The sequence below is a fragment of the Mucilaginibacter gossypiicola genome (genome assembly GCF_900110105.1).
GTDB classification, from domain to species: Bacteria; Bacteroidota; Bacteroidia; order Sphingobacteriales; family Sphingobacteriaceae; genus Mucilaginibacter; species Mucilaginibacter gossypiicola.
On the sequence record NZ_FOCL01000001.1, the window covers coordinates 1135331 to 1154414 of the forward strand.

Sequence of the window (19084 nt, forward strand, 5' to 3'; positions counted from 1 at the left end):
TATAACTGAAAAACAAATAAATACATCTTATAAATCCGTTTAAGTGTAACAAAAACGGACAGTTATTTGTTCGCTTCCGGCCGGGCCAAACCTAAGGCTCCCACTCATTAAGGCAAGGAGAACTTTAGTATAAAAATGCGTAAATGCCGGAATAGCTGCTATCACTACAACCACAATGAAGCCAAAGGGTGAGGTGTGATTTTCAAACTATTTTTCTATCGCCCTTTTTAAAATAAGTAGTAAGACTTGGTCTGAAATTTGCTTTTTATCAGGCAGCATAAACTTTTATCGATGAAATATCCTTGCTTCCTTATTATTTGCTTACTATTCCCCTTATTACTTTTTTCCCAAACCAGCTTACCGCCAATTTCCGGGTGGAATATGGAAGAAGTCAGCGGGCGATATAAATTTACGCCGCCAGACGGTAATTTAGAATACGATATCATGCCTCTTAAAACAGAGCAGGTTAGCAACCTTATGGAATGGATCAAGGCTTTCTCTGTGAAGGACCTGCAGGCTTCCGGTTACTCAGAACCTTCGATGTCGCCGGCACCTATAGCAAAATATGTACAATCGGCAGCAACTTATACCGTAATGGCGACCGATCAACAAAACAAAAAATGGGGTATTATGTACATAGCATACAAGTTGCCCGATAATGCTATCCGGCTTGGCAAAGTTATATGGGCTCCGGGTGCTCAGGGGACTTCACTTAATACGGCAACCCGTCATTTCGCGGGGCTAATGAAGCAGGAAACACAGAAAAGTCCTGTAAATGCGGCAGTTTCTAATGCTGGTGTTCAGCATCCGGTTACAACAAAATCAAATAGCCCAAGGCTGCCGTCACCTACAACCGCACCAGGAAAAGGTCTGTCTGCAGGCGATATAGCGGGCATGGCGTTGCATAGCGAAACAGGCATTGGTGTAGGCGGAATGGTTCTTATAGTGTGGAGACCTTACCTTTTATTAAAAAACGGCATGATGTACCAAAATCCGGACGTAAGCCCTTATGATCTGGATGTAGCAAAATCAAAGGAGCAGGAACCGGAAAAATGGGGCACCTGGAAAATCAACGGAAAAATAATAACCGTTAACCGGGGCAGCAAAAATGGTTTGCCCGGTAAACCCGAAGAATGGAAAAGTGGCTGGTGGACCTGGGCAACCCCTGCCACTCCAAATGAAAAGTTGAATGCATCCTACAATTCTTTAACTGGAGGAGGTAATACAGCTATGGGTGGCGGTTCGATAACCGTGTCGTCGACGGATATCACGTTTAACAATAGCGGACAGTTCACCTATGAAAGTACCGGCGGGGGAAGCTATAACGGTTCGGGCGCTAATGTAACAGCTTATTCCAGTAAAAATAAAGCAGGTAATTATAAGCTGGACGGATACTGCATCGAACTAAATTACAATAACGGCAATACTACCAGGCAAAGTTTCTATTTTTTCAGCAATGACAAAAAAGTTTTTGGCATAGCTACCCGTGCGTATATCCAATCGGAGAAAACAAAGTAACACCTGCAAAGAAGTAAATCCGAACAATAAGCTCATTACCTGAAGCGACACATTTTGGACATTTCGACATGCTTGATTGCATGTATGATTTTAGCGTTCTTCATACTTATACAAGTATCCGATAAATATTTTTTGCTGAACATCACCTAATCTTAAACAAACCCAAAATTGGGAGGACTTAGATAACTAAGCAAGTTAATATTGCAAAGCGCTCTGTATTTAATACAGAACGCCTTGCAATATTTAAATTAATCAACTAAAAATAGCTCCATCTCACCTGAGCGTAGTTCAAATAAAGCATATTTTTCGGAGGAGTACTGATCTCTGAATATCAACTTCCAATCAAAAGGTATCAATTATCGCTAATCCTTATCAAACGGATATGATCGATCATAGCCTGATTAATATCAACATTCATGTTCTCGTTAGCATCCTTAAAACATAGCGCAATAAGATGCTTGCCTTTGGTTAGTTTAATCCTTATCCCGTTGCTATATCCCCAATTACTCCATTCGCCTTTACCACGTTGCGGCAATACAGCAGTTCCGGCAAAATGCCCATCAACAGTCAGCGTGCGTATGGCGCATTTGTTTTCGGTGTTAATAGGCCCGTTGCCATTAGCATAGCGCAGGTCTATTATATAAATACCGTCTTTGGTAATATTTGCCGGTATATTTAGGGTGGTATTTATGGTTTTGCTGATTTCTACAAAGCCACTACCTGTAAAACCCAGGTAAGGAAGGTTTGACTTATCTGCAACGGTTTCAGCACCGATGATCTGTTGTGAATTGGCAGGGATAACGAAAACAGGTTCACTTGCAAAAGAGGCTACACCTTTAGCATCTATGGAAATCACCTGGTACTCTCCATATGTATCGGCATTTACTTTAAAAGTTAGTGATTGAGTTACAGCAAGTAGTTTCCCATTTTTGATCACCCTGTAACTTATGGCATTTTGTACTTTAGGCCAGGTTAGTTTGCCCTTGTAGTAAGTAACAGCCGGAGTTTCGGGTGCTGTATAATCCGGAACTAAATTGCTTTTTCCGGCAAAGGTATTGTTCATAAGTTCGATCTTAATCTTATGATTTCCCTGTAAGTCGGCAGGGATTATAGCTTCTGTTATTGTTTTACCATCAAGCGTTATGCGTTTAATTTGATTGCCATAACCGGCCATGTCGATATCCAACACAGCATTACGGTATTTAAAATGAAGCAACGAGCGCTCACCGGCCAATGCCTTAGGCACAAAGGGTGCAAGCACCAGATTATCTTCATTATAATGGATACCAAATAACACTTTATATACCAATGCGATATTGCCCGATAAGCTCCATAACATATTACTGCTATTGATTTGGGTGCCAGCAAAGTCGCCGTCACTGGCCACAAAATTCTCCTTATTGGTAAGCCACAGGGCGGCCGGGCGATAAATAGCCGCAATAGCCCGCATAAGCGAGGTTTCATTACCCGCTTTTGCGGAAGCCATAGCCCAGTAACTTTCAACAAAAGGCCACACCGCGTTATTGTGATATGGCAAAATATCAGGAATCTGCGGATAGATGCAAGGAATACCAAATCCATTCACCGGTGTACTGTTGATAACACGTTGTTGCTTACCGGCATCCACAACATCAAATAACACAGCAAGGGCCTCACCTAATGCTTCCGACCTCGGCGATACGATTTTATTGTTCCGGCCATACAAGTATTGGCCGAAATAGCCCTGATCAGTCAGCCATAAATGATCAAGTCCTTTTTTTATTAAATCAGCCTGATGAAGATAGCCTGAAACAGCTTTACCATCCCCCAGCAACCCGGCCATTGCAGCCAAAACTTTGTTCACCTGGTAATGAACAACGCTGGTGCCTAAACATTCCGATTCATAAATATCTGCCGGTTGCATCCATCTTGGGTAGGTTTCTTCGCGCCAGTCTAAAAAGGACGATTCCCCTCGCACAAGGCCCGTTTGCCTGTCATATACGTTCAGTGCGTCATCTGCTGCCGATTTTTTAATGATGGGATACACTTTTTCAAGCCATGCCTTATCGCCGGTTACTTTGTACACCTCCCAGGCGGCAACAGCCCAGATCATCCTGTCTGACGATACCGGATAGGCTCCCCCCGTGCCCGTGTCCTGGATGATACGACCGTTTTTTACTTTTCGCATCAGGCTGTACATAGCTACTTTGGGTTGCAAAACCGCCATAGAAAGAATAATACTATAGCTGATATCCCGTGTCCATACCCCGCTCCACTCCTTCCCTGTTCTAAATGTGCTATCTGGTTCAACAGCATTCTGCATTTCATCCAGGGCAAGGTTATAAAGCGCGTCGGATAACTGATAAGTTGAATGATATTGAGGGAAGGCACTCAGGTCCTTATCCAGTTTCCATGCTGATGCCGTGCTGCTTACATCCCCTGGTTTATTTAATACTAAAGTGGTTTCGTAGATGCCATCCCCGTCGGGATCTTTCAACTCCAATTCGGGATGATTGATCAGGTTATTAAAATCCCATATCATTGGGGCAGCACTGCCTGCAACAAATACACCTTTGAAATCATCTTTATAGATCTTGTCGCCATTGAAACAGGTATAATAACCCTTGGTCGTAAACGCGTCTAACACCGCACGCATGTCTACACGGATCCTGAATTGCGAGGATGGTTTCAAATAAAGACCTTGGGGTACAGTCTTCTTATCGGCATCAGACTGTCCGAACCTGATAAGAGGGGTGTCGTTATTGGTGCCTGAGCAAATAAAATGATGATCATTGCCTGATAGCATTTCATTATCCTTACCGTTGATGCTAAACTTAAAATCAACCATCGGGCTTTTAAACAGGTTGGCGGGGCTTTGGAAATTGGATTTCAGATCAGTTGGCGATGCCGCTATTGCTGTGTATTTATCCTGCACAACCCTATCCGGATAAATAGTATATGCACCGGAGGTGTATATGGGTTTTGTATTTTGCGCATTTACGCAAACAGTTTTTAGCAATAAACTGATAACTATAGGAACAGAATATTTCATTTAAACATATTTTGATTATAAACACAACATTCCGCCGGGACAGTGTAACAAGCCCGGCGGAATAAAAAGAGTAAAGTGACCTATTTTATTATTGATATTCAACTACTATCATATCCCAATACTTTAGCATAGGTAATGTAAAAGTAACGGCATTGCCCGATTGGGTATAGGCAACGTCTTTAGATGCTCCGCCATCGATATCCGGCGATGCTACCCAGATTTTCTTAACGGTCTTAGCAGATGTAAAATTAAAACGGCCGTTGCTAACCGGATGCGGAACGGCTTGTGTTCCGTTACGGTCGCGCCAGTCAAAACTTGCAGCATTAGCAAAGTTAATAAGATGAATAACCTGTTTGTTACCAAAATCTTTACCAATTACCGATACCTGCCCTGTTTGCGGCGGAAAGTTATTGAGCTTGGTTTGGCTATCGCCCGGCGTAATAGCCGGATTGTTAAATGTGCCCCCATCGCGAAGTAAATTTTCGTAGGCGGTTAAGAAATCATAATAGCTAACCATCGCGACTTTCAGATCGTCGCGCATTTGCAGGTTATTGTTGGGGAAATATTCCTTGCCCAGCATATGTTCGCCGAGCTCCAGGTGCGAGCCGCCATGAGCGAAGATCACTGCATCGGTAAATAAAACGCCCGGGGTACTAAAATAACCTGGGTTAGCTGCCAGGTCATAATCCATGTAGGCGGCCAATACACTTTTTTTAGTACCGCCGGTGAGGGCATCATTGCTTTTAATGATATCGACCAGATCTTTATATCCCTCATTGGGGGGCCATACCTCCGAGTACAGAAAATCAACCGGGGCATCAGCAATTTGCGGCTGGCCATACTGTGTTACCGCATTCATCACCAAACTTTTTGTTGGCGATGCCACTTTCATCGCCTTTATAAACGAATTGAAAGCCGTTGGCAGATCAACCGTTCCGCCGCTATAGTTATACAAGGTTTTATCGCGGTTACCCAACTGATCAATTTGATAACCATCGAAATTGAACACTTTATACATGTCATTGGTTTTACCCGCTAAGTATTGCTGCCAGCCGGTATTTGAAGGATCCATAATATACAAATCGCTTTTAAACGGCGGCTGCGGCAGTGAGGCCACCTCCTTTTCAGAGTGGGTTGCATCATCAAACAGATACCATTGCTCATTTACACCATCTGCCGCTGCATCATTCAAAGACCCGTACGCAAGATTATAATGCAGGGTTTTCATGTTGTAACTGTGCGCCGCCGTAATGTAACCCTGAACAGTTGCAAGATAATTATCACGATTGGCTATATCTTTCCAGCTGGCATCGGGCTTGGCCACTGTACCAGCGAGGGGTTCGTGGTGTTTATATTCCCAATCCTGAAACTGTACATAGTTCATATGATAACGGTTCAATGAGCTCATTACTGTTTTAATATCGGCATCGCTCAATTTACCATAGGCCGATAAAAATCCGTTTCGCGGAAAGCGTGCCGGATCTGACGATACATCGACAGCAATAGTTCCGTAGATTTTTTCCTGGCCATTCACCGTATCAAAAAGCTCCACCATATAACCGGTAAAATCCGCGGTGGGAGCTGTCCACTTCCATGATGTGCCGGTTACCGTTGCGGATTGTACAATGGTGCCCGACTGCTTATATCTTACTTTTGCTGTAGCAGGTAACGCTTTATCGAGCGTAAAAACGATTTCATCGCCGGGTTTGTAAAAAGCTTTATCCGTACTGATACCGGCAAGGTTGGTTGTAGTTATTGTTTTTATCAGGTCGGTATTATCAACCAGTTTATCCTTCTTGCATCCACAGCTAATAGCTGCCAGCATCATCAATACGCCTGCGCTGTATATTTTCATTTCAAGTATTTTATTTCCTGTTTTCAATTGATTATTGTTTTACGATAGCTACGCTCAGATCTTTCATATTGAGTGTTATTTTATAGTTACCGGCTGTTGAAGCGGTAACTATCCATTTATTATCCGGGTCGCCGGCACTTAGCTGAACTGTTGTTGCAGATAAGGCCGGATGATCGGCCACCGGGCGATAAAACTTGGCACCAAAATCTTTAGCTGTTGCTATTTTGAACTCGCCAGCTACCAGGGGCCCTGTCCAGCTGAACACAAACGGATCGGTAGCGCTTTTCACCATCGGTGTGACTGCATCCAAACTCCATCCACCCGGCGTGGCATCGCCAATGATCCATAACGCGGTGTAAGGTGGAGTAGTTACAACCGTGTTGACGATGCTAATGGTACTGGTATGCAAATTCAGCGTAATTTTATAGGTACTGGCCGTAGCAATGTGCCATTTGTTGTCCGGATCGCCGGCATTGAGTTGTACCGAAGTTGCCGACATATCTGGTGCGTTGGTAGTTGGTCTGTAAAACGGCGCATTAAAATCTTTGGCTGTTGCTATTTTAAAGTCGCCAACCGTCAGTGGGCCGGTCCAGGTAAATATAAACGAGTCGTTGGCATCAACAGTTAATGGAGTGGCAGCATCGAGGCTCCAGCCGCCGGGTGTAGCATCGCCTAATAACCATAACTGGCTGAAAGGCGCTTTAGGCGGATCGGTACTGACTATACTGATAGTATTGGTATGCAGATTCAGGGTAATTTTATAATTACCGGCTTGTGCCGCACTTATCTGCCATTTATTGTCCGGATCTCCGCTGCCCACCTGTACCGCTGTTTCGGTAAGAGCAGGATGATTTGCCAACGGGCGATAAAAAGCTCCGCCGAAATCCTTAACAGTTGCAATCTTAAACTCGCCGGCTACCAATACTCCAGTGTAAGTAAACAGGTAAGGATCGTTGCCATCCTGAACCATTGGTGTTGCATTGCCTATGTCCCAGCCTTTTGGCGTGGCATCGCCAACCATCCACAACTGGCTGTAAGGCGGCGGGATGGTTTTTGAATAGGTAGTTATTGTAAGCGCAACAACATTGGAGTTAAATGGTGATACCGAGCCATCCGAGGTAGCTGTAACCAAACGCATCTCCACGGCGGTAGCCGTAGCAACGGGCAAGGTAATGAACATATCATTCAGGGCCTCCTGGGTATAGGCTTTTGTCAGCGTGTCTTTTCCTAATTTAATAGTAGCAGCATTGGCAAAACTGTTCCCCTTAATATCCCACTGCAAAAAGTAGGTTACCGATCCCTGCATACCCTGTACATTAGCTGCCGACCAGTTTAAGGTAAGCGCCGGCTTTGCCGCATTATCACGCGTAAGCACTACCGCATTCGACGAAGCTGTTAATACCGGCGTGGATGTCACCTTTGCTGTTATCGCATCTTTTTTACATGAGAAAGTAAAAAGGCAAAGGAGCGCCATCATTAGCGCCGGCCATGAAGGTTTTATATTTTTTGATCCCGGCGCGTATATGCCGTTGAAATTTAAAGCTTTCATTGTGATGATCTGTATTTTGATGATTAATAACCTGGGTTTTGAGTAAGATTAGGATTGGCATCAATTTCCTGCTGAGGTATTGGCAAAAGCAAGAACTTAGCAGTAGCATTCACTTTTCCTATCGAATGCAAAAAATCCAGCCCATATTGCCCATTGCTCACCCGGATGAGGTCAAACCAGCGCTGGCCCTCAAATGCAAGCTCCATGCGGCGTTCATGCAGCACCTTCGTACGAAAGGCGTCTTTTGATAAACCGCCAGCCACGCTTGCTAGGCCTGCCCTGTTACGTACCAGGTTTAAAGGCGCTTCGGCACCGGCCTGGCCAAGCTCGTTCATTGCTTCGGCTTGCATCAGCAATACATCAGCATAACGCAAAACCGGAAAATCGGCAGGGTTGGTATTATAATCCGGCGAGATTGATTTAGGAACCAGGAACTTACGCAGATTAAAACCAGTTGTAGAATATGATGCCAGGTAAGTTTTACCATCAAAGGCCGGGCAGTCAGGATATAGTACGGTCAAGTCCTTACGCAGATCACCGCTTTCATAATCATTAACAAACTCCTGCGTTGGCTGGTCCCAGCCGTACGCGCCGCCTACAAAATCCGAATTGCGCGGGCCAGTAAAGGTACTGGTCCAGGAAGCCTGGTTAAAATCATCGAAAAAGCCATAAGTAGTAGCACCGCTGTACTGCACTTCAAATAATGATTCGGCAGTGTTTTTTTTCGTTGCCGAAAAGTTATCAGCATAATTGGAGTTGAGCGAGTAGCCCAGCGCCGTAACCTGCTTACACAGATCGACAGTTTTTTGATAATCGCCCAGGGTTAAATATACCTTGGCCAATAAACCAGTGGCCGAGCCTTTGGACGCACGCCCTATATCTGCGCCGCTATAACTGCTTGCGGCAGGCAGTGCTGTTATTGCCTCGGTCAAATCCTGGATAATAAGCGCATAAACATCCGCTTTAGGTGCGCGTTTTACTTTCAGATCATCACCTACAACCTGTGGTTTGGTAATAAGCGGCACATCGCCGAATAAACGAACGAGATTAAAATAATAAAGGGCACGTAAAAACCTGGCCTCGCCCAATACACGGTTCTTCAGGGTTTCATCCATGCTAATGGCCGGTACTTTTTGCAAAACAATGTTGCATTGTAAAATACCGGGGGCCGGGCCACGGTAAACATCAAGTACCCCGGCATTGGCCGATGTGGTTACGAAGTTTTGTTCGTCCTGGGTTTCTATCCCGTCGGTACCGCCACCTGCGCCGGTTATGCTGTTACCGGCCATGATATCGGTAGTCCAGATCCGGAAATTATACAATTTGGGGCGTTGCAGAGGTTGATAAGCAGCGTTTACGGCATTCACAGCATCTTCGGCTGTTTTATAATAATTAGAAGTGTTTACAGAATCAAGCGGCGCTTTATCCAAAAAATCCTTTTTGCAACCTACAAAGGCGGTAGTAAACACTAAAGCGATAATATATTTGTTGATTTTCATTACTTAATGCTTTAAATGTTAAAGTGTTAAATTGATACCTAAGCTGATAGTACGCGTAACGGGATAAACGCTAAAGTCGATACCGTTGCTGCCCACCTCTGGGTCGAAGCCGGTATATTTAGTGAATGTGAACAGATTTTGGCCCGTTACATAAATATGAGCATTTGTAAAACCAGCCTTTTTAATAAGCTCTTTGGGCAAGGTATAGCCTAATGTGGCCGTTTTTATGCGCAGGTATGAGCCATCCTCTACAAAGCGGTCAGAAATGCGGGAGTTTTTATTCGGGTCGTTATAAATAGCCCGTGGCATAGTATTGCTGGTGCCAGGTCCCTCCCAGCGGCCCAAAACCCTGATGGTTTGATTTTGGGCAACAGCCATGCTTTCCTGGTATACATTGTTGGCGTTAAAAATCTTGTTCCCGTACACCCCCTGTAAAAACACGCTTAGGTCAAACCCAGCATAGCTGAAGGTATTGTTCATGGCGTAGATGAATTTGGGGTTGGGGTTACCGATAAATGTACGATCTGCATCATTGATCACTCCATCATTGTTAAGATCTTTAAACCTGATATCGCCCGGAGAGGTGCGGTTATACGGGTCGGCTCCGGTTTGTTGTGCGGCATGCGCATCCACATCAAACTGGGTTTGAAAAATGCCCTGAGTTACAAAACCGTAAAAGTTATTGATTGGCCTGCCTACGGCGTTAATATTAATATTACCGTTGAGACCAATGTTACCGCCAAAAATTGAAGTGTTATCGCTTAAGGCGGTTATCTTATTTTGATTGAAGGAAATGTTAGCGCTTGTAGTCCAATTGAATTTACCGGTTATGTTTTTTGATGCTACCGAAAATTCAATACCCTTATTTTCTACATCACCGGCATTGCTTGGCGGCGCGGCCCCTGAATACCCGGTTGAAATAGGCAGGTTAACGGGCACCAGCATTCCGGTAGTTTTTTTGATATAGGCATCAATATTTACAGTGATACGCTGCTTAAAAAAGGTTGCATCCAAACCAATATTGCTTTGTTTTACTGTTTCCCACCTCAGGTTAGGATTAGCCGCGTTTAAAGCAATTTGCGCCGGCACAACTGTACCATTAAAATTGTAAACTGCCGAAGTCAGCACAGATGCAAACGAATAATTACCGATATTCTGGTTACCGGTGGTACCGTAGCCGGCACGAAGTTTCAGATCATCAAAAAAAGTAACCTTTTTAAAGAAAGGCTCCTGGGATATGCGCCAGGCGATGGAACCGGAAGGGAACGTACCATATTTATTATTATCCCCAAAACGCGATGAACCATCCCGCCTTATGGTACCGGTTACCAGGTACCTGTCTTTATAAGCATAATTGGCCCTGCCAACGTATGACAGCAAAGCCCATTCTGAACCATCGCCGTTAAGTACCGGGTTTAATGTGCCGTTATTGAGTTGCTGGGTAACATCGCTGGCAAAACCGCTTACGTTGCCGCCCGCAAAATGGTAACTGTTGGTTTGCGCGTCGGTACCGGCTAAAACGGTAAGGTGATGATCTTCGCCGAAATATTTATCGTAGGTAAGGAAGTTGTCCCAGGTATAGGTAATACTTTTATTGTACTGCTCGGCCAGGTAAGAGTTAGGCTGCGGAATTGGCTGGTAATTATACTTTGGCGACCAGCTGCGGCTGTTAAAAAATGACGCCTGTATGCCCGCAGTGCTTTTAAAGGTCAAACCCGGGATAATGGTAGCCTCCGCAAAAACAGATCCCAACACGTTGTAACCTTCAGTATTATTTTGAACCAGTTTAGCAGTTGCGATAGGATTTTTCACATCGCCATAAAACTGGGGTTGTCCAACCGGTCCCGAGTAGCTGCCATCGGCATTGAAAATGGGTTGTGCAGGGTTGGCGGCCATGGTTGCGCGGATATCATATGCTCCGCTCGGCTTTTCGTCATGATTTAAGGTAATGTTATGACCGAATTTCAACCATTTAAGTACTTTGTCGTTGCCATTGAATTGCAAGGTGTACCTGCGGTAGGCTGTGTTTGTAACAATTCCTTTTTGATCAAGTATACTACCCGAAACATAATAGTCTGATTTTTCCGTACCGCCGGAATAGGACATGGTATAGCTTTGAATAGGAGATTTTTTGAACAACGCATTTAACCAGTTAGTACCCACGCCTAATGAAGAAGGATCAGCATAAGCAGGATTGGTCGACTGATTATTGTTAGTCAACAATTCATTGTTCAGCTGTGCAAACTGGCTGGCATTTAACAGCTTTATAACGTTTGTAGCCTGCTGAACCCCGGCAAATGCATTAACATTGAGATGACTTGCTCCTGCTGAACCTTTTTTTGTAGTGATCAACACTACCCCATTTGCGCCGCGCGAACCGTAAATTGCCGAAGCAGAGGCATCTTTCAATACATCCAATGAAGCGATGTCATCAGGGTTAAGCGTATTGAGCGGAACATCGGTAGGCACGCCATCTATAACCAACAGCGGGTCGCTGTTGTTGATGGTACCAACACCGCGCACTCTCAGCGTAACATTACTACCAGGCGAACCAGAAGTAACAGCCTGCACACCGGCGGCACGGCCTTCAATAGCCTGGCCAATATCCGGCACCGGTTGTGATGCAATTTCTTTAACATTTACCGAAGTTACGGCACCGGTAACATCCTTTTTCTTTTGCGTGCCATAACCTACTACTACCACCTCATTTAAGGCTTTTACATTTTCGGTTAGCATCACATTAAGCACTGTTTGATCCCCTACTGCAACTTCCCGGGCAGCATATCCCACAAAACTGAACACCAGTACAGCATTATGATCTTTAACAGTTAGTTTATAGTTACCTGAGGCATCCGTCAGTGTCCCGTTCGAAGTTCCTTTTTCGGTAACAGCAACACCCGGCATAGGGCCTGCAGCATCAGTAACTTTACCGGTTATGGCTATGGTTTGTACGGCGTTTATGGTTACCGGCGCTTTATTGATGGCTGCATTTGAAAAAGCGGGTAATGGGCATGCCGCTATAAGCGGACATAGGACTAATACCCTGGGGTATAGGCCAGCATGTAATTTTCGTAAACGAAATTTCATATATCGTATTTTAGGTTATAGTTAAAGGCATAGGAAGCCTTTTCAATTGGTTGTAGTAATTGCTATTATGAAAGGTTAAAAAAGCGTGTTGTAAAATTTCTTCATATTGATGTTGTTTAATTGGTTTATAGCAAAGCCTGTTCGGGCCGTATTGGACTGGCACTAAGTAAGAGCTTTACTAACTGAGCTTACAATCACAGCATTTCAATTTAAATTCAAAATGTATCAAAGTTTAAATCGGGAAATATCAAACAATCAATGTCACTATATTTACATAACCGGTATAATCCTTAATTAATCGCATAACTTGGAAAAGCAAGGCCATACAACACGGGCGGAATTATAAATTGATTTTGAAAAAAGCTTATATCTTACTGTTTCAGGTTTTTTATTTTGCTGTTGCCCAATGCCAGCAGGCATCTTATTATTTTAAAAACTACCAGGTTCAAAACGGTTTATCCAGCAATACCATCACCAGTATTTTACAGGATAAAAAAGGGTTCATGTGGTTTGGCAGCCGCAATGGCCTTAATCGTTTTGATGGCAACGTGTTCAGGTTATTTGGCAATAAACTGGGAGACAGTACCAGTATAGGCAGTAACTCTATTTTCAGTTTATATGAAGACAGGAATGAAAAACTATGGGTTGGCACTTACAAAGGAATTTATATTTTCGATCCGCTTACCGAAACATTCAGTGCCTTCAAACTAATTGCTCCAGGCGAGGTAAGGTACATTGCCGGGGATAAACAGCACCACATCTGGATCATATCCAACCTTAATTTATACCAGTATGATGAACTGACTAATAAACTAACGGCCTATCCTCAAAAAAACGACATCACCGTTACCATGAATATGGCCCGCGACGGCTCGTTATGGACGGCGACTAATCAGGGCCTTGTTAACCATTATAATACAGCGGGCCGCCAGTTGGCCAGTTACGATCTATCGAACGCCAATAAAGGACGTAAATTCTCTACAGTACAGGGGATTTACCCGATGGGAGATACCGCGTTGATTATCGGTACTATGAATCAGGCGGTTTTATTCAATTATAAGCACAATACCATCACCAATGCATTAAAGGATCAACATGCACTTGGAGATATCCACGTGCACGTTATTTTTCATCAAAATGATAATACCTACTGGCTGGGCACCGAAAACGGGCTTTACATATTCGATGAAAAAAGCAGCCATACCACAATTGTACAAAAACAGTATAGTAACCCTTATTCGATAACTGATAATATTGTTTCGGCTATCTATAAAGACCGCGAAGGAGGCACCTGGATAGGGACATACTTTGGCGGGATAAACTACTATTCGGGCCAGTACAATAATTTTAAGAAATATTTTCCCGAGCCCGGGGTTAACAGCCTCAGCGGTAATATAGTCCACGAAATAACTAAAGATCAACTTGGTAATTTATGGGTTGGAACGGAAGACGCAGGCCTGAATAAAATAGATCAGAAAACAGGCATTACAAAGCATTTACTGCCCGGCAAAGCTCCCGGCAGCATTGCCTATCGCAACATTCATGGCCTGGTGGCAGATGGCGACCGGCTATGGATTGGAACTTACGAACACGGGCTCGACCTTATGGACCTACGAACCGAACGTATTATTAAACACTATACCGCGGCTCAAAATAACAAATCGTTCACCAGTAATTTTATAGTAACACTTTATAAAACCCATATAGGCGATCTGCTTGTGGGTACCTGGAACGGGCTTTTCAAGTATAACCGGGATTCAGATACATTCAGTCAACTGTCGTTTTTTACTGGGCATATCCAGTCTATTCGCGAAGAGCAGGATGGTACCTTATGGGTTAGTACCTATGGAAGCGGCATATATTACCAAAATAGTACGAGCGGTAAAAAAGGCCATATCAGTTATCGCACAGGCACATCAAACAGTATTTTAAATGATTACGTGAACGGTGTGTTTATTGACAACCGCAACAACAAATGGTTTTGTACCGAAGGCGGATTAAGCAGACTTGACGGAAGGACGAACCAAATAAAAAACTATACCACCGAAACTGGATTACCCGACAACCAGATCTTCAGGATGCAGGAAGATGAAGCAGGCAAACTGTGGATCTCAACAGCAAAGGGATTGGCCAGATTTGATCCGGCAATCAATACGTTCAGCAACTATCATACAGTTAATGGCTTACCAACCGAGCAATTTAATTACAATTCATCGTTCAGGGATAATGATGGTTCCATGTATTTCGGTACGGTAAAAGGAATGGTAAGCTTCGATCCGGCAAAGTTTGTTAGAAATCCATATATCCCGCCGGTATACATTACCGGATTACAAGTTAACAACGTTGATGTAAGCATTAGCAAACCTAATTCCGCACTCCAGAAATCCATAACTTATACAAAATCAATAACATTGCCTTACAATAGTTCAAGCATTAGTTTAGACGTTGCTTCGCTTAGTTTCTTGATTCCGGAAATGAATGAGTATTCATACAAGATGGAGGGGATTGATAAAAACTGGATATCGTTCAGGGACAGCCGCAAAATATATTATACCAAATTACCCGCCGGCGATTATGTATTTAACCTGAAAGGCGCCAACAGCGAAGGTGTTTGGAATAACAAAGTGGTGCAATTGGCTGTCCATATTTTGCCGCCGCTATGGGCTACTTCCTGGGCTTATACCATTTACCTGCTGGTAATAGCAGGTATTGTGATAACGATAGTACGATATTACCATTTGGCTGTGAGCGAGAAAAATAAACGGCGTATTGAAACCATTGAGATCAATACCGAACGAGAGATTTATAACGCCAAGATCGAGTTTTTTACAAACGTAGCCCACGAGATCAGGACGCCGCTTACTTTAATAAAAATGCCCCTTGATAAACTCATCAGCAGTCAAATAGAAAATCCGGAAACAATGGAGAACCTTGCCATGATAAAGAAAAACACCAACAGGCTTATTGGGCTTACCAATCAGCTCCTTGATTTCAGAAAAGCCGAAGCCAATAAATTCAGTCTTAATTTTTCGAAAGCGGATATTAACGAACTGTTGGAAGAGGTTTACAGTACCTTTAAACCGGCCGCTGAGTTAAAGGAGCTTAGTTATAAGTTGGAACTACCAAGGATAACACTACATGCTTTTGTTGACCACGAGGCTTTAAAGAAAATACTGGGCAACCTCTTCAATAACGCCATCAAATATGCATCGGCAATGGTAACTATCAAACTTTTGCCTTTTAGCAGCGAGGATGAAATGTTCAGGATTGAAGTACGTAACGACGGTTTTTTGGTTCCTGACGAGTTGAAGGAAAAGATATTTGAACCTTTTTATCGCATCAAAGAAACAGAGAAAGAAGCAGGTACAGGGATAGGATTGCCTTTAGCCCGGTCGCTAACATTACTACACAAGGGTAGCCTCGAATTAAAACCATCAGCAAACAACCAAAATATCTTCTTACTGTCGCTACCCATACACCAGGAAACGGAGATAAACCTTGAAATGGCCGAAGAACCGGTCAACCTGCCAGCAGAAGAGTCTTTAGAAAAAGAAAATGAGGGGGAAAAAGATAAACCATCCATTTTGCTTGTAGAGGATAACAAAGAAATTATAAATTATATACAGCGCGAACTGGCCGGTACTTACCATATATTAAAAGCCTATAACGGTATTGAAGCCATTGATACGTTAAAAAAAGAAAACATTCAACTGGTGATCAGCGATATTATGATGCCTGTAATGGATGGTATAACCTTGTGCCGAAAGCTTAAAACCGATGTTGAATACAGTCATATCCCCATTATCCTGCTTACTGCCAAAAACTCCCTTAATTCAAAAATTGAAGGGCTGGAAGTTGGTGCCGACGCTTATATAGAAAAACCTTTTGCATTTGAACATCTCCAGGCCCAGGTGAGCAACCTGCTGATGAACCGGAATATGATGAAAGAGTATTTTGCCCGGTCGCCGCTTACCCATATTAAAGGTATTGCAGTATCAAAAGCGGATAAAGATTTCCTGGATCGCTTGAACAAAGTTATTTATGATAATATAACCGATATGGACCTTGACGTAGACCAGCTTTCAAATATGATGAACATGAGCAGGCCAACCCTTTACAGAAAGATCAAAGGCATATCCGATATGACACCGAATGAGCTTATTAATCTTTCCCGTCTAAAAAAAGGCGCAGAATTGCTGGCCGAAGGCGATCTTAAGATAAATGAAGTGGCCAACATGATAGGTTATAGCTTACCCACCAATTTCTCGCGCGATTTTCAGCGGCAATTTGGTGTCAGCCCATCTGTTTATGTTAATAAATTAAAAAGTGATAAATAGAAAAAATACCGCCGGTATAGCCCGGCGGTATAAAGAATTTATTTACTGTATCCTGGTAATAATCCATTGCTGGTTATTGCCACCGGTATAAGTAAATTGTTTAACCAAGCCCCCATTATCTGTTGAAGCGCCATAAACATCAAGTACCTTCCCACTGTTGAGGTTTACTATTTTATAGTACCCCGATCCAACACTTACAAAGGTCCATTTTTGGCTGTTAACACTCGCTGCTGTCCATTGGTGTATCTGAATATTATCTGCTGTTGATTGTTGGTAAACATCCAGGTTCTTATTACTATTGATGTTGGTGAGCGTAAAATAACCATTACCGGTGCTGGTGAACTTCCATTGCTGGCTGCTTGCATTAAGATAATCCCACTGATGAATGATTGCACCATCGGCTATAGACTGCTGATAAACATCAAGCGCTTTATTACTATTTCGGTTAATCATCTTATAAATACCGCCGGATACGATTTCGGGTGCGACTTTTAAAATAACACAACCATGGGCAGGTACGCTGATAGTATAAGAGCCCATCCCCCCCAAATCACTATGCTGCCACAAATCCCTTACAGTGGCATTACCTGTTACACCCAGATCGGTGGCAAAATTTATGCTGCGGGTTTGCGCGTTGTCTTCGCGATTAAACAAGCCGACTATCCAATCGCCATTGCTCATCTGCCCTTTCCATACCTGGCTTAGGGCATTGGTGGGATCATTGCTAAGCGGCTTGCCCACAAAGCCATCCTGGTTCAACGCCAGCATCTCGGTATTTTGATATAGCCATAAGTTACTCCCTATGGAATTGTATTGATCAGCAACAGAGACCGGGCCACCCGCCATCAGGTTTAAGGAAATAACTGTTTTCTTTTCGTCATCGTTAGCAAACTTATTCAGGCGGATAAAATCACCATCGAGGATCAGACTACCCCGCCCCGAAAGTTTTGACCAATAAGTATATCCGTCAAAAGCATTGTCATACTGTGACCATACGTCTACAGTTCTTAAACCCCGGTTCAGGTTGTTGAAGCGCCCCCAGCCGGCATCAAAACCAGCATCGTCATTTATACGGATCATATTACCGTATACCTTTTCCAGTTCTGCATCGTTTTTCAAATTGGGCATCACAAGGCTTAAAAATATGTTGTTTGAATCACATGCCTGTTTCATCCAGTTTAATGCCTTTTCATAATCTGCTTTTGGTCGAGTTGGGCCAACCCTGCCCAGGTTTTGATCCTGGCCGGTTTCAAACCATGATAAAAAATCAACCCTCAGGTACTTCACACCCATATCCGCATAATATTGGATATAGCCTTTTATATATTGCTCGGCCCCTGGGTTATTTACCTGTACCCAATTAAACCAGGTGGCGTTTTCAGATGTATTTATTAAACTGGACAAAGGGATATTGGTGCCTTTAACTTTCACACCGGCGTCTGCCGCTGCCTTATTAACCCATAGGGGATTATTGTAGATGCCGAGCGTCATGCCGCGTTGCTGAAGATAAGATGACCAGTAAGCGTAATCATGAGTCCACTGGCTGGCATGTTTAGTACGATAGCCGTCTGCATTATAGGAGCCATCATCCCCCCACCCATCGATGCAAACCATATTGTAGCCGTACGATTTGAGATTTGTACTTACCCAGTCAATATTGGCCTGCCATTCATTCTCGGGGATATAGCTGTCATGAACAATATTATACTCGTAAGGGTTCCAATAAAGTGGTGCCTTTGCCGTAGCGCTGGCTGATAGCGATTTGTTTTGTTTTCCCGTAATAATGCCGGTCTTAAGGTTTGCAGATTTAATCTCCGTACTTTTTTTGCACGAAAAAAGAATGACGCACAGCGTCATGATCATGAGGATTGTTTTCTTCATCATAAATGGTTAAATAAATTGGTAATTGGTTTATTAGGCACCTGAGGAGTGCCTGACAAAGAAACATGCTAAACCACAAAAACAACAATCACTGATTATCAATATGCTATCATACCGTATCAAATAAATATTTAGAGTTTTAAGATAAGCAAGATCGGCCTCCCGCCTGCTCCTTTCGATGAGTTTTTTCAACGTTGCGCCAAAAAGCAGCCATTACCAAAATAAAAAGTCCAACACCTATTACTCCTCCCTGGGAGCCAGGGAAACAACCCTATTGTTCAATTTATAATAAACCTCGAACGCAAATAGTAATAAAACCGGCAAGCC

8 protein-coding genes are annotated in these 19084 nt (G+C 43.4%); 2 read left to right on the top strand and 6 right to left on the bottom strand.

Annotation, left to right across the window (positions count from 1 at the left end; genetic code table 11):
* Positions 1 to 444 precede the first annotated feature (444 nt).
* Entirely contained in the window at positions 445 to 1518 is a 1074-nt protein-coding gene (locus BMX50_RS04630; protein WP_091208248.1) for a hypothetical protein, read from the top strand.
* A 352-nt stretch (positions 1519 to 1870) separates the two neighbouring features.
* Here BMX50_RS04630 and BMX50_RS04635 read toward each other — a convergent pair whose 3' ends face one another.
* From BMX50_RS04635 to BMX50_RS04655, 5 genes are all read right to left on the bottom strand, one after another.
* On the bottom strand, positions 1871 to 4549 hold the full coding sequence (locus BMX50_RS04635; RefSeq protein WP_091208251.1) for an alpha-L-rhamnosidase-related protein: 2679 nt from the start codon (positions 4547 to 4549) through the stop codon (positions 1871 to 1873).
* An 88-nt stretch (positions 4550 to 4637) separates the two neighbouring features.
* Positions 4638 to 6404 (bottom strand): endo-dextranase, encoded by a 1767-nt coding sequence (locus tag BMX50_RS04640; protein ID WP_244280848.1) that lies wholly within the window; start codon positions 6402 to 6404, stop codon positions 4638 to 4640.
* Between the two features lie 31 nt (positions 6405 to 6435).
* Positions 6436 to 7953: a SusE domain-containing protein gene (locus BMX50_RS04645; protein ID WP_091208255.1), complete on the bottom strand. Its 1518-nt coding sequence runs from the start codon at positions 7951 to 7953 to the stop codon at positions 6436 to 6438.
* A gap of 23 nt (positions 7954 to 7976) precedes the next feature.
* Entirely contained in the window at positions 7977 to 9452 is a 1476-nt protein-coding gene (locus BMX50_RS04650) for a RagB/SusD family nutrient uptake outer membrane protein (protein ID WP_091208259.1), read from the bottom strand.
* 18 nt (positions 9453 to 9470) lie between these two features.
* Positions 9471 to 12539 (bottom strand): SusC/RagA family TonB-linked outer membrane protein, encoded by a 3069-nt coding sequence (locus BMX50_RS04655; RefSeq protein WP_091208263.1) that lies wholly within the window; start codon positions 12537 to 12539, stop codon positions 9471 to 9473.
* Between the two features lie 353 nt (positions 12540 to 12892).
* On the opposite strand from BMX50_RS04655, the gene BMX50_RS04660 reads away from it, so the two are divergent.
* Positions 12893 to 16876 carry a hybrid sensor histidine kinase/response regulator transcription factor gene (locus BMX50_RS04660; RefSeq protein WP_244280849.1) on the top strand — a complete coding sequence of 1328 codons (3984 nt, stop codon included), beginning with the start codon at positions 12893 to 12895 and terminating at the stop codon, positions 16874 to 16876.
* 42 nt (positions 16877 to 16918) lie between these two features.
* Here BMX50_RS04660 and BMX50_RS04665 read toward each other — a convergent pair whose 3' ends face one another.
* Positions 16919 to 18760 carry an RICIN domain-containing protein gene (locus tag BMX50_RS04665; protein WP_143065085.1) on the bottom strand — a complete coding sequence of 614 codons (1842 nt, stop codon included), beginning with the start codon at positions 18758 to 18760 and terminating at the stop codon, positions 16919 to 16921.
* Positions 18761 to 19084 lie beyond the last annotated feature (324 nt).